Origin of the sequence: Methylohalobius crimeensis 10Ki, assembly GCF_000421465.1 — a bacterium.
Classification (GTDB): domain Bacteria; phylum Pseudomonadota; class Gammaproteobacteria; order Methylococcales; family Methylothermaceae; genus Methylohalobius; species Methylohalobius crimeensis.
In genome coordinates, this window is record NZ_ATXB01000001.1 from 1,337,037 (window position 1) to 1,362,654 (window position 25,618).

Consider the following 25,618-nt stretch of genomic DNA (forward strand, 5'->3'; position numbering starts at 1 on the left):
CATGGCTAATGCCGCGGACAAGGGGGATCTTGAATTCCCCGAGGGTATTCTATTGGAAAAGCGTGTAATCCGCCTGCGGGAAGAGATTGTCCATGGATTCCAAGGCGGCCAGATATTCTTCGTCGATCGCCTCCTGTTCCAGGGATTCGGCCAAATAATGAAAACGCGCCACGTGGTCTTTCACCCGGCGCTCGGCGTAATCGGTGGCGGTTTCATTGTTGATGATAAAGGGCCAGTCGGAACTCTGGGCCAGCAACAATTCCCGCACGCATTGATTGAGGGCCCGCCGGATCAAGGAAGGTACCGAATGGTTGACGTAGCGCTTGGCCAACCCTTCCATCCGCTGGCCGCATTCATAGAGTTGGGGGTAAATCCAATCCGTCTTGCCGTTCATCCAACCCTCGAAATAGCCCTTATGGCCCCAGGTGGAAGTGCAAAGCGTCCCTACCTGATGGACCGGATGACGGTCGAGGTAATCGGAAAGGGCGCCTAATTCGAGGGTGTCCTGGTCGAATGCGCCTTTGCGCAAAACGAATTCCAGACACTGGGGACCCTCGAACCACCAGTGGCCGAACAATTCCGCGTCGAAAGGGGCGACCACGACGGGCGCCGTTTCCATCATCGAATCCAAGTATTCGATGTGGGCAATCCGTTGATAGAGGAATTCGCCCGCATGTAGGGCCGCGCGCTCTTTTGCCACCTCCGGATGATAAGGTTCCTTCCAGGCGGTGGGGCCGGTGATCCGGAAATATTTGATTCCCGTATCTACCCGCACATCGCCGGCGATATAAGGCCGGATGTAATCGAAATCGAGGTCGTGACCGATGTCGCGGTAAAACTCGCGGTAGTCGGGGTGGCCCGGAAACCCTTCCCGCGCCGACCACACTTGCTTCGTGCTGCCCTGATCGCGGCCGAAGGCGGCCACGCCCGAAGGGCTGTACAGGGGCGCGTGCACGCCGTAGAAGGGCGTCGTATCGGCGTGTTCCAGGCCGTGGGATTCCATGACGAAAAAGCGTATTCCTTCGCGGCTCAGCAGTTCGTCCAAGCCGGGGTAATAACCGCATTCGGGCAGCCACATGCCGCTGGGACGAAAACCGAACACGCGCTCGAAGTCATCCAGACCGGTCCGTACTTGGGCCGCGACCGACTTGGGTTGAGAAGCGAGCAAAGGCAGCAGGCCGTGGGTCGCGGTGGTGGTGATCAGGTCGATGATTCCCTGTTCGTGCAGTTTTTTGAAGGCGGTGGACAAGCGGCCTTCGTATTGATCCAGAAAAACCTCCCGCGCTTGGTTGAACAGCCGCTGATAGGTTCCGGCCAGATAATGAAAATGGGGATCGTGCCGGTTCCGTTCCAGTTCCTTCTCGCTCAATTCGATCAGCTTCGTCAAATGGGCCGCATAGCGCTGTTGAAGGAGGGGATCTTCCAGCATGGCTAACAGGCTGGGTGAGACCGAAAGGGTCAATTTGACCGGCACCCGTTCGCTGGCCAGGCGATCGAGCATTCGGATCAGGGGAAGATAGGTTTCGGTGATTGCCTCGAACAGCCACCTTTCTTCCAAAAAATTATCGTACTCGGGGTGGCGCACATAGGGTAAATGCGCATGCAGAACGAATGCCAGATAACCTTTAGCCATGGGCCCATTCCTGTCGATGCTTGAAGGTGATTGCGTAGTAGAGGTAATGTTGCGCCGTTATGTTGTCGAGGGAAACGCCCCTATTGGCTTTTTTTTTAGCCAGCAGGCGCTGCATGCTGGCTTGCAAAGGATTGGCCAGCAATTCCTGAATGCCCCAAATGATCGAGCCCGGGTTGTCGTAAGTGAGCAGGCCGTTTTGCCCGTGGACGATACAGTGGATGCCCGCTTGGTGGGTGGTGAGCACGGGCTTGCCGTATTCGACGGCCAACTGGGCCAGATCTTCGTCCTGCCAGGTGCGCGCGGGGATCGCCACGAAGTCGGCCACCGCCAGCAAGGATTCGAATGTTTCGCTGGAAACATCGCCCAAAAAGCGGCAGCGGTGGCCGATGCCGCCGTGATGGGCGCGGGCTGCCAACTCGCCTTTCAAGGGTCCGTCGCCGGCCAGCAAGAATTGCACCGCATCGTGCTTGCGGCAAACATGGGTCGCCGCTTCCAGCAACAGATCGGCGCCGGCCGCGTGGGAAATCTCTCCGGCGAACAGCACCAACGGCGCGTCGGGCGGCATCTCGAATTCACGCTTGACCCGGTTCGAATCGAAAGGGGCTTCGGCGTGCTCTGTGAAGACATCTGGAATAATGACGACCTTGTCCGGAGAGGCGCCGTACAGGTTGATGACCTGTTGACGGGTGGATGAATGCGGGGTAATCACCAGGCGGGCTGCTTCGACCGCGGCCTTTTCCTGCTCGCAGATCGCCGCCGACAGTCGGTTCCTCTCGTAACCGTGGGTGCGTTCGTATTCGGTGGAGTGGAGGGAAAGAATCAAGGGGAGATTCAATTGTTTCGCCGCCGGATGGCCCGCCACGGCGGAATACCAATCGTGACAATGGAGGATGGAAAAAGGTTTCTTCCGATGAGCGGCGGTCAAATCTCGAACCAAGGTTTTGGAGAGCCGGGTCAATCCGGTCAACAAGTGTTCGCTTTGCGGCGGCTGGGGTTCGTCCAAGCAGGGGGTGAACAGGCGGGCGTGGCCGCCGAACTGACTGACCCTCCGGGAAAACTTTTGTAACGAATCGGCCAGAGTGCTTTCCGGTCCGGTTTCCCGGTCGATTCCCACCAGCACCAAGGCGACGGAAAGCGATTCCGGTTTGTCCATTTCGGCCAAGGCCTGATTCATTCTTTCGTAGACCGGCGCGTCGAAAACATTTTCCACCGGAAAGGTTCTTTGCAATGCGCCGCCGACGAACAGGCTACCGGTTTGATAATTGCCGGTGGGCCGGTCGTGCTCGAAAAACACTGTGTTGGAGCGGGCAAACGGATAAAAGGCGCCATCGTCGAAATGACGGCCGATCTCGGCGAGATAATCCCTGCCTAACCGGGGCGGGGAAAAATAATGGTTGCCGGCAAGCCGGTTGACTTCCAGATCGATGAAGCCGTGGGCGTTGGTGCCATCGAACAGGATATCGGTCACGTCGTAAACGCGAACGATGAGTGGCGGACGGGGAGGCGGTATCTCTTCGCGCCCGCCGGCGGTTTGAATCAGCGCCTCGTCCACATGCCAGTGCACCTGACCGAGATGAGGGCTGACCATGGAGAGGGCGATGTAATCGGTCGACAGAGGGATCGGATAATGCTTGCCGACCTTCCAGGCGATTTCCCTGAGCCGCTTTTGCGAAGCCTTCATGCGTTTCTCTCGAGCGTTTTCGCTTAGTGTATCGTTTATGAGGGGGGAATTGAATGCCCTCCCTGGCATCGTCAGGTGCACCGACGATTTGAACGGTTTGTGCCGTACCCATGGAGTCGCAGGTCGTGTTCCCCTGATGGGGTAACCCGAGTCCCGAACCGTTTTCCTTCGCGGTTCAAAGTCGCCTTGAGCCAAGCCACCCCTGCCTCCGGCGCGTAATTGGCCCGGAAGCGTCGGGTTTGGGTGGGGGTCAAAAGGAAGCGGCTCAATCGGTTGTTTTCCAGGGTGGGAAAGTACATCAGAGCCAGATCGCCCCTGAATGCTTCGTACCCCCCAATTCCTTCGTAGTCGTTCAAGAAGTCGCCGCAGCCGTACAGGATGGGTTTGCCCCGGTAGACTTCGATCCCTTTTACGTGGTGGGAGGAGTGGCCGTGCACCAGATCCACGCCGGCCGCATCGATCAGGCGGTGGGCGAATTCGCGCTGGTCCGGAGAGACCGAGAACCCCCAGTTGCCGCCCCAGTGGATGGAAGCTATCACCAAGTCGCCGGTTCGTTTCGCGGGGCGCACTTGCCGGGTGACGGTTTCCGCGCTGTCCTCGCCGAGATCGGGCAGAAAGTTCACGCCGGGGAGGGTCTCCTCCGCGACCCATTGGTACGGAACGCCACTGTCCGCCATTCCCCAGGCGAAAACCAATACCCGCCCTTTGCCGGGTACCTCCAGAACGGCGGGCTTTGCGGCTTCGGCGGCATCGCGCCCGGCGCCCGCGGTCCGAATGCCGGCCCGATGCAGGGTGCTCAAAGTCTCCATCAGGCCTGAGCGGCCCCAGTCCAGCACATGATTGTTGGCCAGGACGCAGCAGTCGATGCCGGCGGCGGTGAGGCAGGGGAGATTGGCGGGGTGCATGCGGTAGTGGATGCCCTTGCCCGGCCAAGCGTCTTCGCTGGCGGTCACCGCGGTTTCCAGATTGACGATGCGAAGATCCGGTCCCACCCGGCGGAAGGCGTCCAGGGCATCGCCCCAAATATAGGAAAAGTCCACCGGGCGTTGGATGGGACCGTTCGCCTGTTCGGCGATTTTTACGTAGCCCAGCGCCGAACGCATGTACGATTCGTACAAATGCGGCTTTGCCGGGTGGGGCAGAATCTGGTCGATTCCCCGGCCGGTCATGACGTCGCCGCATAGGAAGAGGGTAATGGGGCGCGAAGATGGTTTCATCTGATGGATCGGTCCAGCCGGATAATTCGGGTGGTGAAGGATGGCCAGCTTTCCAGAAGGTCGCTCCTTTTGCCAAGTCGAGTCCACTTTAACAAAATCACCCTGTTGCAACATTGACGCTTTGCTTTTAGAGCTCGATTTATGATCTTATGTACGGCAGCGTACAGACGCAACCCAGTTTTTTCGCTAGGTTTTGCATGACTCATCAAAGCCGACCTGTTTGAAGTGTTTGATTTTGGCCGGCTCTTTCAACTTTCGTAAGCGGCGATCCGTCAGCTGGCGAATTTTATAAACTCAACGCGATGGAGTTCCCCATGAAAACGACGAAAGAGTGCATGAAAAAAATGACGGTCAGCAACATGCTCGTTATGGGTTGTTTATCCGCCATTCTTGGAATAGCCGGTTGCCAGCAGGAAGGAACCGCGGAAAAAACGGGAAAAAAAGTCGATCAGGCGGCTGAAAGCGCTGGGCAAGGTATTAAGGAAACGACGGAAAAAGCCGGAGAGGAAATCGAATCGGCTGCCGAATCAGCCGGCGGATACGTCAGCGATTCGGTCATTACCACTCGGGTCAAGGCGGCCTTTTTAAATGACCCGATGCTCAAATCGTCTCAAATTGAAGTCACTACGGTTGACGGCGTTGTGACATTGACCGGCACGGTGGATTCCGAGCAAAGTGTCGACAGGGCTGAAGAGCTGGCCGAGCGCCAGGAGAATGTGAAATCGGTGGAGAACGAGTTAATGGTCGATGAAGGCGCATCGATCTACGAATAATGAATCGTTGTCGATTGCTGGCGGTTTTGGGTATTCTGTTGATGCCGGCATGCGTTGTTCATTCTGCCGAGCTGGATGACAGGTATATTGCCGGTTACGCCACCGGGATATTGAAATACAGTTTCAACCAGGATAAACCGTCATTAAGTGTCCGGGAGGGCGTGGTGACTTTGCGGGTCGCCGACCTGGATGCCTCCGAGCAGGCGGCATTGGTGCGGATCGTCTCGGAAATCCCCGGCGTTCAAGCTGTCAAGCTTACGAAAGCGGCTCCGCAAGCCCCTGAGGATGCCCGTTTTTCAGAGCCTATCCAGGTCGCCGAGGAAGAAAAGGGGTTATCGACCGGGGTTCTGCCCGACGGTCAGATATTTAAGCCATTATTGGCCGATCCGCGCTGGCCGCATTTTTCGGCCGCTTATCGAAATTACCGAAGCAACAACTTTGATGGTAGACATATCGGCTCCGTCAGCTTCGGCGAAACCATCCCCTTTTATCGTGCCAACTTCGGGCAAACCGCGGTGCAGTGGGAAGCAGGGATTCAAGGAGGGATCTTCAGTGATTTCAATCTGGGCGCCTCCTCGTCCGATCTTGTCAATACCGATTTTATTGGAGCGATTTATTCGAGCCTGCGCGCAGGCCGGTTTTCGGCTTTCGCTCGCATTTATCATCAGAGCTCGCATCTGGGGGACGAATTTCTGCTGCGCCATGTTTCCGATAAATTCGAGCGTGTGAATCTCAGCTATGAAGGCTTGGATCTGAAGTTGTCTTATGAGCTTCCCTTGGGCTTGCGGATCTATGGCGGTGGGGTAGGGCTTTTTCATAGGGAGCCTGAGGATATGAAACCGTGGTCGACCCAATATGGCATGGAGTTTAGAAGCCCTTGGCGCTTTGAATTTGCGGCAATGCGCCCCATCGTCGCGGCAGACTTCAAGAATTTTGAGGAAAACGATTGGAATACCGATGTATCGGTCAGAGCGGGGGTCGAATTTGAAAATACCCAAGTCTTGGGCCGGAAGCTTCAAGTGCTTGTGGAATATTTCAACGGTTTCTCGCCGAGCGGTCAGTTTTATAACGAAAAAGTGGAATATATCGGTCTGGGAGCGCATTATTTATTTTAATGGCCATTGCCATCGAGGTTGGAGGGGAGAAGACGATCGCATTCCCCTTTGATCACTTGGTAGCATTCGCAGGCTCGCGCTTCCAGTCCCGCTCGATTCTGAACGGTGATTCGGCCCCGGCTACAAACAATCACGTTTGCTCGCTGCAATTCTCCGGCGGCTTCCGTAATGCTTTCGCGGCGTACTCCCAGCATGCCGGCAATCCATTCCTGAGTCGCGGTCAATTGATTCGACGAAAGCCGATCGAGGTTTAGCAGTAGCCAGCGGCACAATCTTTGGTTAACGAAATGATGCCTGTTGCAGACAGCCGTCTGTGCCATTTGAACCAGCAACGTTTGAGTGTAACGCAGCAATACGTTGTGCAATACCCCCTTGCGACGCCCCCCCGTGCGGGTGAATTCCCGCATCAACAGATCTCTCCGTAGCCGATAAGCGTAGCCGCCGCTCCACACCACGGCCTTGTTCGGTGTGGTTTGTCCGCCCATGAAGAGACCGACATCGGTCATGCCTTCCTTGCCGATCACGGCTATCTCGGACGAAGCACCATTCTGCAACACGTACAGCAAGGATACGATGCAGGTGGCGGGAAAATAGGCATCCACCATTTCGTGCCCGGATTCAGAAAGCACCTCTCCGGATGACAGATAGACACGTTCCAACTGAGGAGAAAGGCGTGCGTATGCCGCTTCGGTAAGCGCGTCGAGGAGATGGTTTTGTCTGGGCGTATCCAGGTCAGCCATATATGACCTCGCCATCCGTCAGTCACAACCAAAGTTTCCGCTTCGGGGATGAACAAAAAACCAAAGCAAATATAGGCGGAATTTTGCAGATAATTTGTAACACAGGGATTTTAGGTTTGAAAGTTAGTAAAAATACTTACCCTAGCTCCATGCTAGGGAAAAGAGGGCGGATCGCCGCGTGGAAACAGCGTAATATGGCAAATGGTTTCATTGGCATCATCCCATGATCCATTATGCGTATTTCCGGCTGAGCCGCTGAAAAACTGATATGACGATTGCCATCTTCTCATTCATCGTTGTGATGATTCTGATGACCTCGGCCGGGGCCATGGCGATCGTCCACAAGCGCAAGACGCCGGAGGATTATCTTCTGGCCAGCCGCGGCGTCAGTCCTTGGCTGACGGCCCTCAGCACGGTGGGCACCAACAACAGCGGCTTCATGTTCATCGGCATGATCGCCTACACCTATCGGATCGGGATCGAATCGATTTGGATGATGGTGGGCTGGCTCGTCGGCGACTTGCTGGCCTGGCTCACGATCCACGCCCGGGTCCGGTCCGCCACCCATGATCTCGACGTCAACACGCTGCCCGGTCTGATCGGGACGCGAAAGAACAGCATCGACCGTTGGATCGTCGTCGCCGGCGGCGTGCTCACCTTCCTGTTCCTGGCGGTCTACGCGGCGGGGCAGTTCAAGGCCGGGGGGACGGCGCTCACGGCATTATTCGGCTGGGAGATGCATGTGGGGGTGTTGATCGGGGCGGCCATCGTGCTTCTCTACTCCTATGCCGGCGGCATCCGGGCCGACATTTGGACCGACGCCGCCCAGAGTTTCGTCATGCTGCTGGCCATGGTCAGCATCCTGGTGGCCGCCTATATGAAGCTGGGCGGGGTGGGGGACCTATTCGACAACCTGCGCAATCAGGACCCGAGTCTGGTTCGAATCTTTCCCGATCAATTGACTTTCGGGATCGGACCATTCGTCGCCGGGTTTTTCTTCGCCGGTTTCGCGGTAATCGGCCAACCCCACCTGATGACCCGGCTGATGGCCATCGAATCGACTCGTGCCATCAAGCGGGCGCGCTTGTATTATTTTCTCTGGTTCGTGCCCTTCTTCATCGCCTCGGTGGGCGTGGGGCTGTACTGCCGGGCGATCCTGCCCGACATCGGTCAACTCGACGTGGCCCGGGGGCTGGAGGAGCCGACGGAGCTGGCCCTGCCGCTGATCACCATGGCGCTGCTGCCCCAGGTTTTCGTCGGCATCGCACTGGCAGGACTGTTCGCGGCCACCATAAGCACCGCCGACTCGCAAATCATCGTTTGTTCCGGAGCCATCACCCAGGACATCCAGCCCCAGTGGCGTCAGTCGTACCTGGCCTCCAAACTGGGCACTTTCTCGATCACGGGGCTAGCCTTGCTGATCGCGCTGCTCGAGCCGGAAGGGGTGTTCTTTCTGGTGTTGATCGCCTGGAGCGTCCTGGGCGCGGCCCTGGGTTCGGTACTGGTGGTCCGGGTGCTCGATTTGCCGCTTCCCACCTCGGTGGGGATCGCCATGATGGGCGTCGCCACGATAACCGTGGTGGCGTGGCAATTCGCCGGTCTCGACGACGATATTTTCAAGGCCATGCCCGGTTTTCTGGCTGCCGCGGCGGTATATGGTGTTTACTACTTGCTAAGTGGGCGCAAAGAACCAGGAGCCGTAGGAGATTGACCATCAAGTCATCCATTACTCCCGAGAGCGAGATAGGGAGCAGGTGAGTTTTCTGTGTTAGCTTTTCTCACGCTGAACAAGCGCCTCGTGATCCTCGCAGGGAAGCCCGGCTCCGGGCTAGTAGACTTACGCCGAACGTCCGGAGTCCCCCTTCCAATGAGCATTAATAAAGGCCCGGTTAATTATTTGGCTGTTTATGGCAATCTTTGCCATACTGAAACCAAATGATAATTTTTGAAAGGTGTGAATCATGGCAACCATGAATGTATCGTTGCCCGACCCCATGAAAGATTGGGTGGAAGCCCGGGTTAAGGGTGGTAAGTTCGCCAATTCCAGCGATTATATCCGCGATTTGATCCGGCGGGATCAGCTGTATCAGGAAAAGCGCCACGTGCTCGTCCAGGCCTTGATCGAAGGCGAGGAAAGCGGTCCCGCAGGGAAGCTCGATATGGAGGAAATCAAGCAAAAAGCCAGGCAAAAGGCGGGGTTGCCTCCATCCGATGCATGAAATTCGTAAGCGAGCGTCAGCCGAGGAGGACCTGATCGGTATTTGGAGCTATACGTTCGCACAATGGGGCCCCCAACAGGCCGATGCTTATCTTGATCGGCTCGCTCAGGGGATCGCGATCATCGCCGAAAATCCATTGATCGGGGTCAATTGCGACTCTATCCGGCTGGGCTACCGGCGGTTTCAAGTCAAACATCACATGGTGTATTATCGGGTGCAACCGGGGCAAATCGAGATCGTCCGTGTCCTTCACGAAGAAATGGAGCCGGACCGGCATTTATGATCCGTCTCGGCCAGATTTTCTGTCGGAAATGGGAGCTAAAAAGGCGCCCATCGACCGCCGGGAAACCGCCGATTGTGTGGAGATACTTCGATGTCTGGCTTCGTACCTTTTTAGGCTTGCATTTCGAGACGACCGGTCATATCATTTGAGACATGAACCGAGAAGCACGCAAACAACTCAACCGCGAGAAACTGCTCGACCGGGGCGTTCAATTGCTCATGGAAAACGGCTATCACGCTACCGGCATCCAGGGAATTTTGGCCTCGGTGAACATCCCCAAGGGCTCCTTCTATAACTATTTTTCCAGCAAGGAGGCTTTCGGCGCCGAGGTCATCCGTCATTACATCGAGCCGTTCATCGCGCAATTGGACGACTTCCTTTCCCGGCCCGACCTGGACCCTCTGAGCGCTTTGCGGAGTTACTTCGACACCTTGATCCAGGAGTCCGCCCGCAACGATTTCAAGGGTGGCTGTCTTTTGGGCAACTTGATGGGGGAAATCGGAGACACCAGCGACACCTGTCGGCGGGTTCTGCAAGAAGCGGTTCACTGCTATCGGGACAAGATTCGGCAGGGGCTGGTGCAGGCCCAAGCCCGGGGACAGGTTCGCACCGACCGGAGCGCGGAGGAATTGGCCGATTTGATGGTCGATTACTGGCAAGGCACCTTGCTGCGCATGAAAATCGAGCGTTCCGTCGTGCCCTTGCACGCGTTCATGCGCCATATTTTTGAACACACCCTACCCGGATAATTTTTTTGGCCGACCGGAAAACTGACCGGTCATTTTTAAACCGACCCAAAAGGAGGCAATCGTGCCCAAGTACGTGATCGAACGCGAAATCCCCGGTGCCGGCAATCTGAGCGAAGAGGAATTGCAGGCCATTTCGCAAAAATCCTGCGGGATTCTCCAGCAAATGGGACCGCAAATCCAATGGCTGGAGAGCTACGTGACCCAAGACAAGATCTACTGCGTGTATATCGCTCCCAGCGAGGAAGCCGTCCGGGAGCACGCCAGTCAGGGCGGTTTCCCGGCCAATAAAATCAGCCGGGTCAACACGGTAATCGACCCTACCACCGGTGAGGGTTGAGGGGGAGTGAAATAAAGGAGGCTTTGTCATCGAATCCGGGCGGCGAAGGCATTTTAAGGTAACGACCGGCCTGAGCCGCTCTCAAGCCTTCTTGCTTCTGAAGAAGTGTCGTGACTTTTGAAATGGTTTCCTTATGAGCATCAAACGAATATTTATCTTCTTGATTGCGGGGCTGTCGCTGACGACCGGGCCGGTCGGCGCTGAAATTCTGGCGATGGTGAACTACGAGAGCAAGCGGTTGGAGACGCCGAAAGGGGTGACATTGTTCGGCATGAAAGCGCGCCGCGAAGGGATTGCGATAATGGACGTCGATCCGAAATCGCCGCGTTTCGGAAAAATTCTGGTCGACATTCCGCTGAATCCCGAATGGGAGGCGCATCATATTTTTTATGACAAAAGCATGCGCAAGGCGTATGTCGTCTTCTTGAGAAATTCGCAGCTCGGCGTCATCGAAATGGATCAATTCCCTTATCGCATGGATTTGGTCGATCTGCCGCAATGCGCGTTTGCCGAAGACATTAGCTTTTCCGATGACAATCAAACCTGGTATGTGACCTGCATGGACGGCGACAAGGTCGTCGTCGGCGATGCGGCCACCGATCGGGTGACCGCTACCATCAAAACCGCGGCGCCTTATCCCCACGGTTTCGCCATCAATAATCGCATCGACCGGGCGCTTGCCACCAGTACCATAAACGCCACCGATATGAGCAAGGCCGGCGAGGCTTTGACCGTCATTCAGCCCAGCACGAACGAGGTTCTAGGGACCGTCAAGGTATCCGACAAGGAGTCCCCTTCCGGGGTGGCGCCGGTCGAGGTGCTGTTCGTGCCCGCCAGCGAGCCGGCCACCGCCTACGTCGCCAATATGTATGGTGGCACTCTCTGGGCGTTGACCTGGCGGGCGCAGTCGAAAACCTTCGAGCCCCGCCCGGTCTTCGATTTCGGGGAGCGCGGGTTTAACGTCCCGCTGGAAATTTATTTTAACGACAAGGGCGACCGGCTTTTCGTGACCACCGCCAAGCCCGGTCATTTGCACATCTTCGATTTGAGCGAAGGGCTGCTGCAGCCCAAATTGCTTCATTCGATTCCCGCCGCCGAAGGCGCGCATCACGTGGCCTTCACCAAGGACTGGCGTTACGCCTTCGTACAAAATTCCCTGCTCAACCTGGAGGGGATGCGAGACGGCGAAATCACCGTGGTCGATTTAACATCCCAAGAAGTCGTGGCGCGCATCGATACACTCAAAAAGCAGGATTTGCTGCCCAACAGCATCGTCCTCTTGCCGCAGTGGAATCATTTGGCCGGACATTGAGTCATCGGGCAGGCGGCAGGGAACACGCCCCTCGTTCCATGTGGAGGGAGGGGCGTTTTTTTCGCCCGTGCGTCTCGCGCAAAACCTGTAGGAATGTATCATGGCGAAAACCATCACTACCCGCTACGATGTTGCCGAACACCTCCGCACTCCCGAGGAAATGGCGATGCCGCTTTTATCGCTAAGGCTCTGAGTGACATTGCTCGTGCCAAGGGCATGTCACAGGTCGCACGGGATGCAGGCCTGTCACGCGAAAGTCTGTATAAGGCCCTTTCCGGAGAACGAAGCCCTGGCTTCGATACCATACTCAAAGTTATAAAAGCACTGGGTTTGAAATTACACGCTGAAGCAGCCGCGCCGCCAAGGCATGGAGGGGTAGATTCCGCCGCGGAAAAATCGCAAGGCACAGCGGGGGTATGACAAGCATCTGTATAAGCTGAGGCACTTGGTCAAGCATGTACTTCGCCCTTATGCAACAAAACGTTCCGATAAGGCAGGAGAAAAACAAGTATGGGGAAGTATTCGAAACTGAGAGACAAGATTCTCGCGGGCGGAGCGGATACAAATATCGAATTCTCTTCCCTTCGCCAGTTGCTGACCCGTCTTGGCTTTGAAGAAAGGATAAAAGGGGATCATTACATCTTCACACGAGGCGATGTCTCTGAGATCATCAATTTGCAGCCTCGGGGCAAGAAGGCGAAACCGTACCAAGTCAAACAGGTACGGAGTATCTTGGTCAAACATCGATTGGGAGATGCTGATGTCGATTAAGTATGAATTGATAATTTACTGGAGCGACGAAGATGGTGCCTTCGTAGTAGAGGTTCCAGAGTTACCCGGGTGTATGGCTGATGGTGAAACGTATGAGGAAGCTGTGACCAACGCCAGACAGGTTATTGAGGAGTGGATAGAAACTGCGCAAGAACTTGGCCGCGCCATCCCGGAACCCAAAGGTCGACTGATGTATGCATAACAAGGGCGCTGCAGTCCGGCGCTTGACAGCTCGGTCGCTGTCAAGCGCGAGGGTGTACAAATAACTGTGTAACTGGTTATCTGTAATCGACAAGCAGGAGAATGACCAGTGACCAGAATTCAGAAAAAGACCGACGCCCTGCTCGACGAACTCATCCAGGACTGTAAGAGTCCGGAAGACATTTTGGGCGAACATGGCCTGTTGAAGCAATTAACCCAGCGGGCAGTAGAGCGCGCTTTTGAGGCAGAGATGGCCTTGCACTTGGGTTACGAGCCGCATGCTCCGGAAGGCCGAGCCACCGGCAATAGTCGCAACGGCAAGGGTAGGAAGACCATCCAGAGCGATGCCGGCCAATTTGAGATCGACGTTCCCCGCGACCGCAACGGGAGTTTCGAGCCCCAGCTGGTCAAGAAGCGCCAGCGACGGCTTGACGGTTTCGACGACAAGGTGCTGGCTTTGTACGCGCGGGGACAGTCGACCCGAGAGATCCAGGCCCAACTGGAGGAACTGTATGGGATCGAAGTTTCCCCGACGCTGATCTCCAACGTCACCGATGCCGTGCACGAAGAGGTCCAGGCTTGGCAAAGCCGGCCGCTGTCGGCCGTCTACCCGATTCTGTACTTCGATGCCCTATTCGTAAAATCCCGCCAGGATGGCCCGGTGAAGACCAAGGCAGTTTATTTGGCGCTGAGCATCAACCTGGAAGGCGAAAAGGAGCTGCTGGGCCTATGGATGAGTGAGCGTGAAGGGGCCAAGTTCTGGTTCTTGGTCTTCAACGACCTGAAAAACCGCGGGGTCGAAGACGGAATATTCGGGGTCAAATATTCGGGGTCAGAGTAATATTTATCTACTATTACCAGCACATGAAATTGTAATATTGAAACATAAATATTACTCTGACCGTATGCCGTAACCGGCTGTTTTTCTTGCGGGTTAAAGTCCCGCGAAAGGAGTTGTCCGTACACCTTTGTAGCGCCCGGAAGCAGCGTCCGAGCAATCGGGGGTTGTAAGTTTCCGAGGGGCGAAGTTGCCGGCCGTAGCGCAAGCGAACCTACGGGTAGCCTCGTCAATTAGTTGGAGATGCCGACCCTGTGGTCAGAAGGGGAAGGCCGCTGTCGATGGGATGAGAGAACGGAAGCGTTCCACCGGATCTCCCGGGGTAGCAGGGGCGGCAGGTAACGGAAGAAAACCAGTGCAGTGCGGGAGATCCGCGGCGGTGGCGGGGCAGAACCGCCAACGGGTGCGTATAAGGCGAGTGCCGAAGTCGTGCCGGGCCGTCGTGGAAGTCGGAGGGGTCCATACTACCGTTCGAGGACTTGGGACAACACAACCCGGTCCGAGGGAAGGGGCCCTGCTTTGTTCACGCAACCGAAGAGTGGAGGATCAGGGGATTATTCGCCCCCCTCCCTGGGGCTCACCCCTTCGGGGCCAGCCTGCAGCTGTTCAAAATCGCTCCCGGCGATTTTGTGCCATGGTGCTACGAACCCCGGAAAAGATCAGGACGCTGCAGAGGAAGCTCTACACCAAGGCCAATCAGGAGCCGGACTTCCGCTTCTATGCCTTGTACGACAAGCTGTGCCGGGCGGACATTCTGAGTCACGCCTATCGGCGGGTCCGGTCGAACAAGGGCGCGCCCGGCGTAGACGGGCAGACCTTCGAGGCCATCGAGGCAGAAGAAGGGGAAGCGCAATTCTTGCAACGCCTACAGAAGCAGTTGGAAAGCAAGACGTACCAAGCGGACGCGGTGCGTCGGGTAGGGATACCCAAGCCCGATGGCAGCAAACGGCCGCTGGGAATTCCCACCATCCGGGATCGAGTGGTGCAAATGGCGGCCAAAATTGTCCTGGAGCCGATCTTCGAGGCGGACTTCTGCGAGCACTCGTATGGTTTCCGTCCGAAGCGCTCGGCCCATGACGCGGTGGATGCCGTGGCGGACGCCCTGTTGAGCGGCCACGCCCAAGTGATCGACGCGGACCTGTCGAAGTATTTTGACACCCTCCCCCACGCCAAGCTGTTGGCGGCAGTGGCCGAACGCATCAGCGATGGTGCGGTGCTGGCGCTCATCAAGCAATGGCTCAAGGCACCGGTGGTGGAAGAAGACGACGACGGCACACGGCGGACGAGGGGAGGTGGCAAAAGCAATCGGCGGGGCACGCCCCAGGGCGGGGTGATCTCGCCGTTGCTAGCGAACCTGTATCTGCATCTTCTGGATCGGATATGGGAACGGCATGGACTGGAAACACGCTACCGCTGTCGGCTGGTGAGGTACGCCGACGATATAGTGGCATTGTGCGCAGGGGATGTCGAGGCGCCGCTGGCGGCGCTGCGACAGATCTTGGAGAAGCTGGACCTCAGCCTCAACGAGACCAAGACCCGGGTAGTGGATGCTCGCGAGGAATCCTTCGACTTCCTCGGATTCAGCTTTCGCGTGAAGCGGAGCTGCAAGAGTGGCAAACACTACCCGCACGTGGAACCGTCCAAGCAGGCGGTGCAGCGGATCAAAGATCGCACCAAGGCGCTGACCGACCGGCGGCGCACCCCGGTTCCGATGCCAATGATCATGGGCGAACTCAACGCCACCTTGCGTGGCTGGTCCAATTATTTCCACCACCGCAACTGCACTCGGGTGATGTCCAAAGTGAAGCTGCAAGTGGAAGAGCGGGTGCGTATCCACCTGCGGCGGCGTCACAAGCTGGCCAGCCGGGGATATCATCGCTTTCCGGGCCGAATAATCTATGGACGTTATGGGCTTTTCAAGCTGCCGACGACGGCGCCCTGGCGCTCGGCGCATGCCTCGGTGTGAAGAACATCGGAAAGCCGTGTACGGGACAAATTGGCCGGGAGCCAATTTGAACAGACGCAGGCTGGCCCCGCAGGGGTGAGCCCCAGGGAGGGGGCGAATAAAACCGTATGCACGGTTTGATGAGGGAGGACAGGCCAACATGACTACGCCTCGGCTAGTGAGGCACCGCCAGACGAAAGAGGCGGCAACAGATAGGTCGGTGCTACGGTAGTGGTAACCTGTCTTCTACTCTACCCGAATATTCTTACTCTGACCCCGAATATTCTACTCTACCCGAATATTCTTACTCTGACCCCGAATATTCTTGACCCCGAATATTCTGCAATGAACACCGCCAACATCGGACGGCGTAAAAAGCCTGAACCGATCGATAAGGCCAGGCACCACCGACCACCATCATCATGCCCATGCTGTAGCTACCGGCCACCACCACTCCAACGGCAGATAGTTTCCTTACAAGAAAATTTCCAAAGACCTTCAAAAATTGGCACAATTCATCGCATTGTGAATAATAAACCGCAATAGACTGCATTCCACCGTGAAGTACACCAAGGCGAGGTAAGATAAATCCTTGTTACACCGTCTCTATTATTCCCTATACGTTAAATCATGGAATACTGATTTATTGCGAAATAGTGAACTATCGACCGGAAGCCGCCACGCATCGATGGCGCTGTGGCCGGGGGCTGATGGTCATGGAGATACCGGGATGGTCGGCGCTGGCGTGGTGGACGGTTCCGGCCTTCCGGTTTTGGCTTGTGGTGTTTACAGGTCTTCTGGTTTAAGGCCGGTCTGTTTTGCTATGCGCGCCATCATCCGTGGCCCAATCTCTTCGTTATCGTGGAAGGCGAAAACCACGTCTTGCCAACCTGGCCGCGCCAATGTCCGATGTGATCCTGATTGACGCTTCACCTTCCAACCAATACGCATCAAAGCCGCCAAGACACGCTTTGCCTTACACGACGGCCAACGACTCACGCGGCAAACAGGGTTTTCAGGTCGGGTATGTCTTCGCCATGCTCTAGGCGTTCCGCCAGCACCCGCAAGGCCAAGGCTTCGGCTTTTGCTATCGCTTCAGCCCGATCCGATCCATACGCCAGGACGCCGGGGAGTTCGAGAACTTCCGCGATATAGCGCCCGTCTTCTTCGCGTTCGACTTCAACGGTAAGCATGATATTGGGCCGCTCCAGTTTCGTCGGTGATGTACTGGTGGGGCATTTTCATAATCCGTTTCCGGGAAAAATGCGAATGAGCGTACCAAGGGCGTACCAAACAGAAAATTCATGGATGCGAGTATCTTGGTGCTTTTCTGTAAGCCTTTGATCTAATTGGCGCGCCCGGCAGGATTCGAACCTGCGACCTCAGGCTCCGGAGGCCTGCGCTCTATCCAGCTGAGCTACGGGCGCTTTAAGAAGAGCTAATTTTATCTGTTTTGGCGGTTTTGCTCAAATTTTTATGTCGTTTGGAAGGGATGGAAAGGCTTAGGTGTTCTGAAGCGGCGGTGAGTTGTTATAATGCCGGGACAGTATCCGCGCAAACAAGGAATTGACGGCATGGCGAAAATGATCGAACCGGGTGTGTGGACGCAGGTGCCCAGCCCGTTCTGCGGCATCGCCGCTGATGATCTGAAGATTCGGGTGGCCGACGACGGTCGACTCGAGATAGTGGAAAACGGTGATTCGATTACCCGGGCCGGGTTCGAGCAGCCTTTGGGCGATGCTCGGCCGCGGGTCGGCGGCAAGCCGGCCTCGCTGGAAGAGGCGGTGACTCGAGCCGCCGAGATTCTCAAGAAAGCGGAATTGCCCTTGGTGGCCGGCTTGGCCACCGACGTCAACGGCATGCGTGCGGCCTTGTCTCTGGCAGATCGGTTGGGGGCGGTGGTGGATACCATGAACGCCGGGGCCGCCTTGCGCAATTTGTTGGTGCAGCAGGACGCCGGTTGGATGACGACCACTTTGTCCGAGGTCAAGAACCGCGCCGATCTGATCGTGGTGGCGGGGGTGGATTTGGAAGCCCGCTTCCCCCGTTTCTTCGAGCGCCACGTCTGGGTGGACGGCATGTTCGTCGAGGCGAAGGAACGGGATATCGTCTATTTGGGGAAGACCCCTTCGGGAAAGGCGGCGGTTTCTCCGGATGGACGCGAGCCTCGAGCAATGGCATGCGAGGACGCCGATTTGCCCGCGGTGACGGCGGTACTTCGCGCGTTGGTCAAGGGAGAGCGAGTCGCGACTGAAAAAGTGGGCGGAATCGCCGTTTCCGAATTGGCGGCATTGGCCGATCGGCTCAAAAACGCCCGTTACGGCGTGATCGCCTGGGCCGCCGGCGCGCTGGACTGGGCGCATGCCGAACTGACCGTCCAGACGCTGTGCGAGACGATCAAGGAGCTCAACCATACCACCCGCTGCAGCGGCCTGCCCCTGGGCGGGATGGAAGGCGATCAGACCGCGACGCAAGTGTGCGGCTGGCAGACCGGCTATCCCTTGCGGCTGCGGTTCAGCCGCGGATGTCCCGAATACGACCCCTATCTCAACGACGGTGAACGCTTGCTGGCCGAGGAGCAAGCCGATGCGCTGCTGTGGGTATCGGCCTACAACCCTCAGCGCACGCCGCCGGTCGCCGAGGTGCCCACGATTGCGGTGGGACGCGGCGGAATGACCTTCGAACGCGAACCCGAGGTGTTCATTCCGGTGGGTTGCCCCGGCATCGACCACGCCGGCCATACCTATCGAACCGACAATGTGGTGGCGGTCCGGCTTGCCAGGCTCCGTGACACCGATCTGCCCGCCACGGCCCGGGTGCTGGGGGAAATCGAGCAAGCGTTGATCTAAGTAAGAAGCCAATTACCGACAGGAAGGATAGTCTTTCATGCTGATCAAATTGACAGGCGGTACCGTCTACGATCCGGCGCACGGAATCGACGGTCAGGTACGCGACGTTTTTATCCAGGACGGGCGTATCGTCCAGCCGGAACCGGGCGTTCGGGTGGATCGAGAATACGATCTGCGCGGCAAAGTGGTGATGGCGGGGGCCATCGACATGCACACCCATATCGGCGGCGGCAAGGTCAATATCGCCCGCACCATGCTGCCCGAGGATCACCGCGCCGATCCCGCCTATCATACCCAGTTGTTGCGCTCCGGTTGCGGGCATGCGGCGCCCAGCACCTGGACCACCGGTTATCGCTATGCCGAGATGGGGTTCACCACCGCCTTCGAGCCGGCGGTTCTCCCCGTCAATGCCCGTCAGGCGCATATGGAAATGGGCGACACGCCCATGCTCGACAAGGGCGGTTATGCCATGCTCGGCAGCGACGACTTTCTTCTCCGCCTGCTGAAAGACGGCGCCGACCAGAAACTTGTCAACGATTACGTGGCCTGGACGCTGAACGCGGCTCAATGTCATGCCATCAAGGTGGTCAATCCGGGCGGCATCAGCGCGTTCAAATTCAATCAGCGGGCGCTCGATTTGGACGAACCGAATGCCTATTACGGCGTCACCCCGCGTCAGGTGCTCAAAAGTTTGGCCACTGCGGTGCACGAATTGGGCGTCCCCCATCCGCTCCACGTCCACGGCTGTAATCTGGGGGTGCCCGGCAACATGGAAACGACCCTCAATACGATCACCGGGATCGAGGGGTTGCCCATGCATTTGACCCATATCCAGTTCCACAGCTACGGCACCGAAGGGGATTTCAAATTCTCCTCGGGGGCGGCCCGGATCGCGGAGGCGGTCAACGCCAACCCCAATATCACCGTGGACGTGGGGCAGGTGCTGTTCGGCCAGACGGTCACCGCATCCGGCGACAATATGCGCCAGCACGCCAACGTTCACCACGCCCATCCCAATAAATGGGTGTGCATGGACATCGAATGCGACGCCGGTTGCGGGGTGGTGCCTTTCAAATATCGGGACCAGAACTTCGTCAACGCGCTCCAGTGGGCCATCGGATTGGAAATATTCCTGATGGTCAGCGACCCCTGGCGGGTATTTTTGACCACCGACCATCCCAACGGCGCGCCTTTCACCAGCTATCCCCACCTGATCCGCCTGCTGATGGACCGGACCTTCCGCAACGAACAACTGTCCCGCCTCCATCCGGAAGCTCAGAAGATGACGCCCCTGGCGAGCATCGAGCGTGAATATTCCCTCTATGAAATCGCGATCATGACCCGGGCCGGAGCGGCGCGGCTGCTGGGGCTCGCCGACCGGGGGCATTTGGGTCAGGGAGCGGCGGCCGACATCACGGTCTACACGCCGCAAGAGGACAAGGAAAAAATGTTCGAACGTCCCGATTACGTGTTCAAGGATGGCCGGCTGGTCATACAGAACGGCCGGGTGGTGGACGTGGTGTGGGGGACGACCCACACGGTCAAACCCGACTACGACCCCGGCATCGAAAAGTCTTTGGAAGCCTACTTCGATCGTTATCTCACCATGAAACTGGATAATTTCGTCATCCGAGACGAGGAAATCAGCGAGGACGGGCGCGGCAGCGTGACGGTGCATTCCTGTGGAGGGCGCGAGTGATGGAAATCAACGGCGTTCATATCGACGAAACCTTCGCCGAGGCCTTCCCCATGAAGGGCACGCGCGCCCTCATTACCGCCCAAAACCTGGAGTGGGCCTATCACAGCGCGCGCGCCATGACGGGATTCGCCACTTCGGTCATCGCCTGCGGCTGCGAGGCGGGCATCGAGCGGGAGCTGTCCCCGGAGGAAACCCCCGACGGGCGCCCCGGCGTGTCGGTGCTGTTTTTCGCCATGGGCGGCAAGGCGCTCGCCAAGCAGGTGGAAACCCGCGCCGGTCAATGCGTGTTGACCTCGCCCACCTCGGCGCTGTTCGCCGGCATCGAGGAAGGCAAGCCGGTCCCCTTGGGAAAGAACCTGCGCTTTTTCGGCGACGGTTTTCAGATCTCCAAGAAGATCGGCGGCAAGCGTTATTGGCGCGTTCCGGTGATGGACGGGGAATTTCTGACCGAGGAGTTCACCTACCAGGTAGGCGCGGTCGGCGGGGGCAACTTCCTGATCCTGGCCGAATCCCAACCCCAGGCGCTGGCCGCGTGCGAAGCGGCGGTGGCGGCGATGAAGCAGGTTCCCAACGTGATCATGCCGTTTCCCGGCGGGGTGGTGCGTTCCGGCTCCAAGGTGGGTTCCAAGTACAAGGCGCTCAACGCGTCCACCAACGATGCCTTCTGTCCCACCCTCAAGGGAGTGACGAAATCCCAATTGTCGCCGGAGATCGAATCGGTGATGGAGATCGTCATCGACGGTCTGACCGAGGAAGATATCCGGCGGGCCATGCGCGCGGGAATCGAAGCCGCCTGTGCGTTGGGGGCGAAAAACGGTATTCGTCGGATCAGCGCCGGCAACTATGGCGGCAAGCTGGGACCGTTCCATTTTCACCTAAGGGAAATCATGGCGTAGACCTATGCTGACTTTAACTTTGAAGGCCGAACCCAAGCAGCGAGTGGATTTGTCTCCGTTGAGCGGGGCGCCCCATTTGACCGTCGCCGAAATCGCCGCGCTCAAGGTGTGGTCCGGCAAAAAGACCCTGCGGATGGACGAGCTGTTCCAAATCGAGGGGGAAGACACCTCCCGATGGGTCATTCGTAACGCCAATGCCAAGCTCGATTGCATCGGCAAGGACGGCGAGGATCTGGATATCACCGTGGAAGGGGATGCCGGTGCTTACTTGGGCATGGGACTCCGGTCCGGCCGTATCCGGGTGACCGGCAACGCGGATCTTTTCGCCGGGTGCGAGATGCGCGGCGGTTTGATTCAGATCGACGGCAACGCCGGGGATTTCCTGGGGGCGGCGCTGCCGGGCAATAAACGCGGCATGCGCGGCGGCATCGTGTTGGTGAAAGGCAACGCCGGCGATCGTTTGGGCGACGAAATGCGACGCGGGATCATTCTGGTGGAAGGCGATGCGGGAGACTACTGCGCCTCGCGGATGATCGCCGGGACCGTCGCGGTGATGGGAAGCACCGGCCGTTACTTGGGGTACGGACTGAAGCGGGGGACGGTGCTCTTATGGCAACAGCCGGCGGAAATGCTGCCGACTTTCGGCGATTGCGGCGCGCATACCTTGGCTTATCTGCCCTTGTGGTTCGCTTCTTTGAGCGACCTGGACAGCCGCTTTGCCGCCTCCGAATCCGTGTTCAAGCGGGTCCGCCGCTACGGCGGCGATCTTGCCGCCGTGGGACGGGGGGAAATTCTGATTCGAAGCGCCGGTGCTTAGTGCTTGTGCAAGGTACGCTAGATCGGCTAGTCTACAATCTGTTGAGCAACATAACGATAACACCCGATGTAAAGGGGGAGAATTCACAATGATGACGACACTTCTGGCCGGTATTTCCATTCTGCTGATCGTTTATATCGCTTATATCCTGATTACCGCTTTCATAGGCGATAGCTCAGGCGAATTCTACGCTCAAATCCATCCGGCCGAAGCGACCGGTCCCGTAGAAACAGCGTCGGCCGAAGCGCCGGTCGAAGTGCAGGCTCGTCCGGAAGAAGCAGCTTCCGAGGAAGAGGCCGCCCAGGTCAAGCAACTACGTCATCCGGAAAGTGGAGAAGCCGCGGCGGTTCCCACCAATTACCGCTTCGCCAAGCGCTGGATCAAGGAAGCTCTGGTGAGCGAGGGCCTGCTGGACCGGGTGTACAAAAACAACGAACTTCAGGACGAAGCCACCAACGAGCAGGTCAAAGCGGCGTTGGGTCACTTCAAGCGGCTGAAAAAATACTGGGCTTAATCGATGCCCAGTTTTTTCAGCCGGTAGCGGAGCGAGCGGAAAGTCAGGCCCAATTTTTGCGCGGCGGCGGTACGGTTCCAGCGGGTCTTTTCCAATGCGTCCACGATGGCGCGCCGTTCGATTTTCTGAAGGTAATCTTCCAGGAAGAATTCCTCAGCGGGAATGGCTTCCTCGACGGAAGGCGGCTCCGGCAGGATCGTTTCCATCTCGGGGAGAGCAAGGTCGGCCACGTCGATCTTTAGGTTTTCGCACAAGGCGGCCGCGCGCTCCAAAATATTCTCCAATTCGCGTACGTTGCCCGCAAAGTCGTATTGGCAGAGCGCCGTCCACGCTTTCTCGGTCAGTCGCGGGCATTCCTCCAGGCCGTTTTCTTGAGTCAAGCGAGCCAAGATGCGTTCGGTCAACTGGGGAATATCCTCCCGCCGTTGCCGAAGCGGCGGTACGTTCAATTCGATGACGTTGATTCGGTAGAACAAATCCTGACGAAAACGCCCTTCTTCCACTCTTTGTTTCAAGTCGTTGTGGGTGGCGCTCAAGATGCGCACATCCACCGGGATTTCCTGTTCCGAGCCCACCGGACGCACGGTTCTTTCCTGAATGGCGCGCAGCAGTTTGACCTGCAGGGCTAAGGGCAGGTCGGCGACTTCATCCAGGAATAAAGTGCCGCCCTCGGCGGCTTGGAACAGGCCGTTTTTATCCGCGACCGCACCGGAGAAGCTCCCTTTGCGGTGGCCGAAAAATTCGCTTTCCATCAGCTCCGCCGGAATCGCGCCGCAATTGACCGCAACGAACGGTTTGTCGGATCGGGGGCCCTTGGCGTGAATCAGACGGGCGACCAGTTCCTTGCCGGTGCCGGATTCGCCGCTGATGAAGATCGGCGCTTGGGTGCGTGCGAGTTTGACGATCTTGGAACGGATGTCGCGCATCGCTTCCGATTCGCCCAACAAAGTGTTGCGCGAGCGGCGGTCCTTGCGGCCGGTTTCGTGGGCCAGCCGCAAGGCCGCTTCGACCAGTTTTCGTAAAATCTTCAAATCTACCGGTTTGGAAACGAAATCATAAGCGCCGCATTTGAGCCCCTTGACCGCCGCTTCCATATTGCCGTGGGCGGTAATGACCGCCACCGGCAGGTTGGGGAAGCTTTCCTGAATATGGGCCACCAGATCCAGACCGTTCCCATCCGGAAGGCGCATATCGGTGAGACAAAGCTGAAAGGTCTCGCGGTCGAGCCAGTTCCGGGCTTCCTGGAGGGAAGTGGCGCTCCGGGTTCTGACGTCCATCCGCGCCAGGGTCAATTCCATCAGTTCCAAAATATCCGGTTCGTCATCGACGATCAGTGCGTGCGGGGTAGTCATAGTTCTATCGTGGCTAGATCGGCGTTGGCGAGCGTGAGGCGAAAGCAACTGCCGTGAGGACCGAAATCGTATTCCAGCTTGGCTTGGTTCAACTGGGCCAATTCCCGTGCGATGTACAGGCCTAAACCGGTACCCGACGAGGAGGTGGTGAAGAACGGCTCGAATATCCGCCGGGCCTGATCGGCGGGGATGCCGGGACCGCGGTCGATGACCTCGACACAAGGCTTTTGGGACGCATCGTGACGAAGGCGCAAAATAACTTTGCCGTTATCCGGCGTGCCGTATTTAAAGGCGTTGCCGCACAAATTGGACAGAATTTGTTTGAGCTGGACCGGATCGGCCCAGGCACTCGGCGATTCCGGGGGAAGCTGAAGATCGATCAGGGAATCCCGCGAGGCGGTTTCCTGAAATTCCCGGCAGAATTGTTCCAGCCAAGTCTTCAGAAACAACCGTTCCCGTTGCGCGGAGTTGCGGCGGGATAGTTGCAACACGTTATCGATGATTTCGTCCACCCGTCGGGAATGATTTTGAATGATCTCCACCAAGCGCAGGTCCTGGGGACCCAGACCGTCGCTTTCCCCCAGCAGTTGGCCGGCATGACTGATGGCGCCGAGGGGATTGCGGATTTCGTGGGCGATGCTCGCGGTCAATTTGCCCAGGGAAGCCAATTTGCTTTCCTGGACCCGCTGATGATGCAAAGCGCTGTCTTCGAGAAAAATCATGGTCAATGTTTCGCCGTGCATGGGGAGGCGGCTGAAACGGGCCTGAATCGGTTCCGTTTGACTGATAAGGGTAGCAAAATTTTGCGCCGGTTGGGCTTGCCACTCGCGCAGTGCGGCCACCAGCAGTCCGGGTAGGGTGCTGAGCTCTCGGGGTTTGGCGGGCAACTGCAAAAGCCTCAAGGCGGAATCGTTGATCAGGCGGATGCGATTGGCGGTATCGAGGACGATGATCCCGGATTGGAGGTGCTGGACGATGAATTCATTCAGTTGCTCCAGATTGGCCAGGTCCACCTTGCGTTGGTCGGCCAGGGCCTGGCTTTGTTCGGCCCGGCCCGCCAAGGCGACCGCCAGCAAGGCAATGGTGAAATAAGCGATGCCGAGCATGCCCGCGTAGGTGTAATGCGTGGTTTCGAAAGCGTGATACCAATCGCCGATTGCTTCCACCGCCAGTACGTCGATGCTGGCCAGGGCGGCAAAACCGAGGGCGCAGCGTCCGCCAATCAGAATGCCGGCGGCCACGACCGAAACCGCCAGCAAAACGCCGAAACCGCTCTCCAGCCCGCCGCTGGTGTATATCAGCAAGGGAAGGAGGCCGAGATCCAAACAAAGGTGCATCCCTGTTTGCCAGACATAGTTGGGTTGGCGCCACCCTAGGAACGGAAGGGTAGCGACGATGGCCAGGAAATAAGCGTAAGCGGTCCAGAGGAACAGCGATGGATGGACTTTGCCCAGATGGGCCGGTCCCCAAGAGGATTGGAACGCAATGCACAGCAATAGGCTCAGAACCGCCTGGTATCCAGTAAATACGGACAACAGTTGCCAAGCTTGGGATGCTTGGATTCGATACTTGGAAAACGGGCAGGGGCGCAGCTGCTGGTGGTTAATCATGGACTCGCCTTGAATGAGGCAGTTGGCTTAGAATGGCAACCAGGGGTTGAATTAATTATAGCGGCAT

General features: G+C 57.5%; 25 protein-coding genes, 1 tRNA gene and 1 pseudogene. 18 read left to right on the forward strand and 9 right to left on the reverse strand.

Annotated features, from left to right (window positions below):
• Nucleotides 1-49: 49 nt before the first annotated feature.
• From H035_RS0106730 to H035_RS18575, 3 genes are all read right to left on the reverse strand, one after another.
• Nucleotides 50-1,633 carry a glycoside hydrolase family 57 protein gene (locus tag H035_RS0106730; RefSeq protein ID WP_026596353.1) on the reverse strand — a complete coding sequence of 528 codons (1,584 nt, stop codon included), beginning with the start codon at nucleotides 1,631-1,633 and terminating at the stop codon, nucleotides 50-52.
• Entirely contained in the window at nucleotides 1,626-3,314 is a 1,689-nt protein-coding gene (locus H035_RS0106735; RefSeq protein WP_026596354.1) for a DUF4912 domain-containing protein, read from the reverse strand. Before H035_RS0106735 ends, H035_RS0106730 begins: the two co-directional genes overlap by 8 nt.
• Before the next feature lie 71 nt (nucleotides 3,315-3,385).
• On the reverse strand, nucleotides 3,386-4,531 hold the full coding sequence (locus tag H035_RS18575; RefSeq protein ID WP_051149823.1) for a CapA family protein: 1,146 nt from the start codon (nucleotides 4,529-4,531) through the stop codon (nucleotides 3,386-3,388).
• A 314-nt stretch (nucleotides 4,532-4,845) separates the two neighbouring features.
• Between H035_RS18575 and H035_RS0106745 the strand changes: the two genes are divergently transcribed.
• Nucleotides 4,846-5,304: a BON domain-containing protein gene (locus H035_RS0106745; protein ID WP_026596355.1), complete on the forward strand. Its 459-nt coding sequence runs from the start codon at nucleotides 4,846-4,848 to the stop codon at nucleotides 5,302-5,304.
• 14 nt (nucleotides 5,305-5,318) lie between these two features.
• Nucleotides 5,319-6,419: a DUF1207 domain-containing protein gene (locus H035_RS0106750; RefSeq protein ID WP_235044550.1), complete on the forward strand. Its 1,101-nt coding sequence runs from the start codon at nucleotides 5,319-5,321 to the stop codon at nucleotides 6,417-6,419.
• Here H035_RS0106750 and H035_RS0106755 read toward each other — a convergent pair.
• The gene (locus H035_RS0106755; protein ID WP_022948227.1) at nucleotides 6,416-7,159 is read right to left on the reverse strand and encodes a Crp/Fnr family transcriptional regulator; all 744 of its coding nucleotides are present in this window, start codon (nucleotides 7,157-7,159) and stop codon (nucleotides 6,416-6,418) included. The two genes, H035_RS0106750 and H035_RS0106755, sit on opposite strands and share 4 nt — an antisense overlap.
• A gap of 268 nt (nucleotides 7,160-7,427) precedes the next feature.
• Here H035_RS0106755 and H035_RS18585 point away from each other — a divergent pair, with 268 nt between their 5' ends.
• From H035_RS18585 to ltrA, 11 genes and pseudogenes are all read left to right on the forward strand, one after another.
• Nucleotides 7,428-8,870 (forward strand): sodium/proline symporter, encoded by a 1,443-nt coding sequence (locus tag H035_RS18585; protein ID WP_022948228.1) that lies wholly within the window; start codon nucleotides 7,428-7,430, stop codon nucleotides 8,868-8,870.
• 250 nt (nucleotides 8,871-9,120) lie between these two features.
• Nucleotides 9,121-9,378 carry a type II toxin-antitoxin system ParD family antitoxin gene (locus H035_RS0106765; protein WP_022948229.1) on the forward strand — a complete coding sequence of 86 codons (258 nt, stop codon included), beginning with the start codon at nucleotides 9,121-9,123 and terminating at the stop codon, nucleotides 9,376-9,378.
• Nucleotides 9,371-9,661, forward strand: coding sequence for a type II toxin-antitoxin system RelE/ParE family toxin (locus tag H035_RS0106770; protein WP_022948230.1), 291 nt, complete (start codon nucleotides 9,371-9,373; stop codon nucleotides 9,659-9,661). The genes H035_RS0106765 and H035_RS0106770 overlap by 8 nt, the downstream gene beginning before the upstream one ends.
• A 152-nt stretch (nucleotides 9,662-9,813) precedes the next feature.
• Nucleotides 9,814-10,410, forward strand: coding sequence for a TetR/AcrR family transcriptional regulator (locus H035_RS0106775; protein WP_022948231.1), 597 nt, complete (start codon nucleotides 9,814-9,816; stop codon nucleotides 10,408-10,410).
• A 61-nt stretch (nucleotides 10,411-10,471) separates the two neighbouring features.
• Entirely contained in the window at nucleotides 10,472-10,747 is a 276-nt protein-coding gene (locus H035_RS0106780; protein WP_022948232.1) for a DUF4242 domain-containing protein, read from the forward strand.
• 133 nt (nucleotides 10,748-10,880) lie between these two features.
• Nucleotides 10,881-12,059, forward strand: coding sequence for a YncE family protein (locus tag H035_RS0106785; protein ID WP_022948233.1), 1,179 nt, complete (start codon nucleotides 10,881-10,883; stop codon nucleotides 12,057-12,059).
• Between the two features lie 216 nt (nucleotides 12,060-12,275).
• Nucleotides 12,276-12,479, forward strand: a complete 204-nt coding sequence (locus tag H035_RS22855) for an addiction module antidote protein (protein ID WP_456152363.1) — start codon at nucleotides 12,276-12,278, stop codon at nucleotides 12,477-12,479.
• Nucleotides 12,480-12,569: 90 nt separating this feature from the next.
• Nucleotides 12,570-12,830 carry a type II toxin-antitoxin system HicA family toxin gene (locus H035_RS0106790; RefSeq protein ID WP_022948234.1) on the forward strand — a complete coding sequence of 87 codons (261 nt, stop codon included), beginning with the start codon at nucleotides 12,570-12,572 and terminating at the stop codon, nucleotides 12,828-12,830.
• Nucleotides 12,820-13,032, forward strand: coding sequence for a type II toxin-antitoxin system HicB family antitoxin (locus H035_RS0106795; RefSeq protein ID WP_022948235.1), 213 nt, complete (start codon nucleotides 12,820-12,822; stop codon nucleotides 13,030-13,032). Before H035_RS0106790 ends, H035_RS0106795 begins: the two co-directional genes overlap by 11 nt.
• Before the next feature lie 117 nt (nucleotides 13,033-13,149).
• Nucleotides 13,150-13,836 (forward strand): annotated as a pseudogene (locus H035_RS18590) (IS256 family transposase); the annotation flags it as partial.
• Nucleotides 13,837-14,503: 667 nt separating this feature from the next.
• Nucleotides 14,504-15,835, forward strand: a complete 1,332-nt coding sequence (gene ltrA, locus H035_RS0106805) for a group II intron reverse transcriptase/maturase (RefSeq protein ID WP_022948237.1) — start codon at nucleotides 14,504-14,506, stop codon at nucleotides 15,833-15,835.
• Nucleotides 15,836-16,600: 765 nt separating this feature from the next.
• Here ltrA and H035_RS21250 read toward each other — a convergent pair.
• The 3 genes from H035_RS21250 to H035_RS0106815 all read right to left on the reverse strand — a co-directional run bounded on the left by H035_RS21250 (nucleotide 16,601) and on the right by H035_RS0106815 (nucleotide 17,241).
• Entirely contained in the window at nucleotides 16,601-16,813 is a 213-nt protein-coding gene (locus H035_RS21250; RefSeq protein WP_084684847.1) for a type II toxin-antitoxin system HicA family toxin, read from the reverse strand.
• On the reverse strand, nucleotides 16,810-17,007 hold the full coding sequence (locus H035_RS0106810; protein WP_022948238.1) for a type II toxin-antitoxin system HicB family antitoxin: 198 nt from the start codon (nucleotides 17,005-17,007) through the stop codon (nucleotides 16,810-16,812). The genes H035_RS21250 and H035_RS0106810 overlap by 4 nt, the downstream gene beginning before the upstream one ends.
• Nucleotides 17,008-17,164: 157 nt before the next feature.
• Nucleotides 17,165-17,241 (reverse strand) — tRNA-Arg (locus H035_RS0106815).
• A gap of 147 nt (nucleotides 17,242-17,388) precedes the next feature.
• On the opposite strand from H035_RS0106815, the gene H035_RS0106820 reads away from it, so the two are divergent.
• From H035_RS0106820 to H035_RS0106840, 5 genes are all read left to right on the forward strand, one after another.
• The gene (locus H035_RS0106820) at nucleotides 17,389-18,663 is read left to right on the forward strand and encodes a formylmethanofuran dehydrogenase subunit B (RefSeq protein ID WP_022948239.1); all 1,275 of its coding nucleotides are present in this window, start codon (nucleotides 17,389-17,391) and stop codon (nucleotides 18,661-18,663) included.
• A gap of 37 nt (nucleotides 18,664-18,700) precedes the next feature.
• Entirely contained in the window at nucleotides 18,701-20,362 is a 1,662-nt protein-coding gene (locus tag H035_RS0106825) for a formylmethanofuran dehydrogenase subunit A (RefSeq protein WP_022948240.1), read from the forward strand.
• Nucleotides 20,362-21,258, forward strand: a complete 897-nt coding sequence (gene fhcD / locus H035_RS0106830; protein ID WP_022948241.1) for a formylmethanofuran--tetrahydromethanopterin N-formyltransferase — start codon at nucleotides 20,362-20,364, stop codon at nucleotides 21,256-21,258. The genes H035_RS0106825 and fhcD overlap by 1 nt, the downstream gene beginning before the upstream one ends.
• 4 nt (nucleotides 21,259-21,262) lie before the next feature.
• On the forward strand, nucleotides 21,263-22,075 hold the full coding sequence (locus H035_RS0106835) for a formylmethanofuran dehydrogenase subunit C (RefSeq protein WP_022948242.1): 813 nt from the start codon (nucleotides 21,263-21,265) through the stop codon (nucleotides 22,073-22,075).
• Between the two features lie 88 nt (nucleotides 22,076-22,163).
• Nucleotides 22,164-22,589: a hypothetical protein gene (locus tag H035_RS0106840; protein ID WP_022948243.1), complete on the forward strand. Its 426-nt coding sequence runs from the start codon at nucleotides 22,164-22,166 to the stop codon at nucleotides 22,587-22,589.
• Here H035_RS0106840 and H035_RS0106845 read toward each other — a convergent pair.
• Nucleotides 22,586-23,941 carry a sigma-54-dependent transcriptional regulator gene (locus tag H035_RS0106845; RefSeq protein WP_022948244.1) on the reverse strand — a complete coding sequence of 452 codons (1,356 nt, stop codon included), beginning with the start codon at nucleotides 23,939-23,941 and terminating at the stop codon, nucleotides 22,586-22,588. The genes H035_RS0106840 and H035_RS0106845 overlap by 4 nt on opposite strands.
• Complete coding sequence (locus H035_RS0106850) at nucleotides 23,938-25,551, reverse strand: sensor histidine kinase (RefSeq protein ID WP_022948245.1); 1,614 nt, start codon at nucleotides 25,549-25,551, stop codon at nucleotides 23,938-23,940. The genes H035_RS0106845 and H035_RS0106850 overlap by 4 nt, the downstream gene beginning before the upstream one ends.
• Between the last annotated feature and the right edge of the window lie 67 nt (nucleotides 25,552-25,618).

Excerpts from the sequence above, each read along its gene's own strand:
- H035_RS0106735 (WP_026596354.1), bottom strand. The coding sequence starts at position 3,314 with ATGAAGGCTTCGCAAAAGCGGCTCAGGGAAATCGCCTGGAAGGTCGGC.
- ltrA (WP_022948237.1), top strand. The coding sequence starts at position 14,504 with ATGGTGCTACGAACCCCGGAAAAGATCAGGACGCTGCAGAGGAAGCTC.
- H035_RS0106795 (WP_022948235.1), top strand. The coding sequence starts at position 12,820 with ATGTCGATTAAGTATGAATTGATAATTTACTGGAGCGACGAAGATGGT.
- H035_RS0106825 (WP_022948240.1), top strand. The coding sequence starts at position 18,701 with ATGCTGATCAAATTGACAGGCGGTACCGTCTACGATCCGGCGCACGGA.
- H035_RS18575 (WP_051149823.1), bottom strand. The coding sequence starts at position 4,531 with ATGAAACCATCTTCGCGCCCCATTACCCTCTTCCTATGCGGCGACGTC.
- H035_RS18585 (WP_022948228.1), top strand. The coding sequence starts at position 7,428 with ATGACGATTGCCATCTTCTCATTCATCGTTGTGATGATTCTGATGACC.
- H035_RS22855 (WP_456152363.1), top strand. The coding sequence starts at position 12,276 with ATGTCACAGGTCGCACGGGATGCAGGCCTGTCACGCGAAAGTCTGTAT.
- H035_RS0106770 (WP_022948230.1), top strand. The coding sequence starts at position 9,371 with ATGCATGAAATTCGTAAGCGAGCGTCAGCCGAGGAGGACCTGATCGGT.
- fhcD (WP_022948241.1), top strand. The coding sequence starts at position 20,362 with ATGGAAATCAACGGCGTTCATATCGACGAAACCTTCGCCGAGGCCTTC.
- H035_RS0106755 (WP_022948227.1), bottom strand. The coding sequence starts at position 7,159 with ATGGCTGACCTGGATACGCCCAGACAAAACCATCTCCTCGACGCGCTT.
- H035_RS0106840 (WP_022948243.1), top strand. The coding sequence starts at position 22,164 with ATGATGACGACACTTCTGGCCGGTATTTCCATTCTGCTGATCGTTTAT.
- H035_RS0106850 (WP_022948245.1), bottom strand. The coding sequence starts at position 25,551 with ATGATTAACCACCAGCAGCTGCGCCCCTGCCCGTTTTCCAAGTATCGA.
- H035_RS0106835 (WP_022948242.1), top strand. The coding sequence starts at position 21,263 with ATGCTGACTTTAACTTTGAAGGCCGAACCCAAGCAGCGAGTGGATTTG.
- H035_RS0106810 (WP_022948238.1), bottom strand. The coding sequence starts at position 17,007 with ATGCTTACCGTTGAAGTCGAACGCGAAGAAGACGGGCGCTATATCGCG.
- H035_RS0106845 (WP_022948244.1), bottom strand. The coding sequence starts at position 23,941 with ATGACTACCCCGCACGCACTGATCGTCGATGACGAACCGGATATTTTG.
- H035_RS0106790 (WP_022948234.1), top strand. The coding sequence starts at position 12,570 with ATGGGGAAGTATTCGAAACTGAGAGACAAGATTCTCGCGGGCGGAGCG.
- H035_RS0106820 (WP_022948239.1), top strand. The coding sequence starts at position 17,389 with ATGGCGAAAATGATCGAACCGGGTGTGTGGACGCAGGTGCCCAGCCCG.
- H035_RS0106745 (WP_026596355.1), top strand. The coding sequence starts at position 4,846 with ATGAAAACGACGAAAGAGTGCATGAAAAAAATGACGGTCAGCAACATG.
- H035_RS0106775 (WP_022948231.1), top strand. The coding sequence starts at position 9,814 with ATGAACCGAGAAGCACGCAAACAACTCAACCGCGAGAAACTGCTCGAC.
- H035_RS0106730 (WP_026596353.1), bottom strand. The coding sequence starts at position 1,633 with ATGGCTAAAGGTTATCTGGCATTCGTTCTGCATGCGCATTTACCCTAT.
- H035_RS0106785 (WP_022948233.1), top strand. The coding sequence starts at position 10,881 with ATGAGCATCAAACGAATATTTATCTTCTTGATTGCGGGGCTGTCGCTG.
- H035_RS0106765 (WP_022948229.1), top strand. The coding sequence starts at position 9,121 with ATGGCAACCATGAATGTATCGTTGCCCGACCCCATGAAAGATTGGGTG.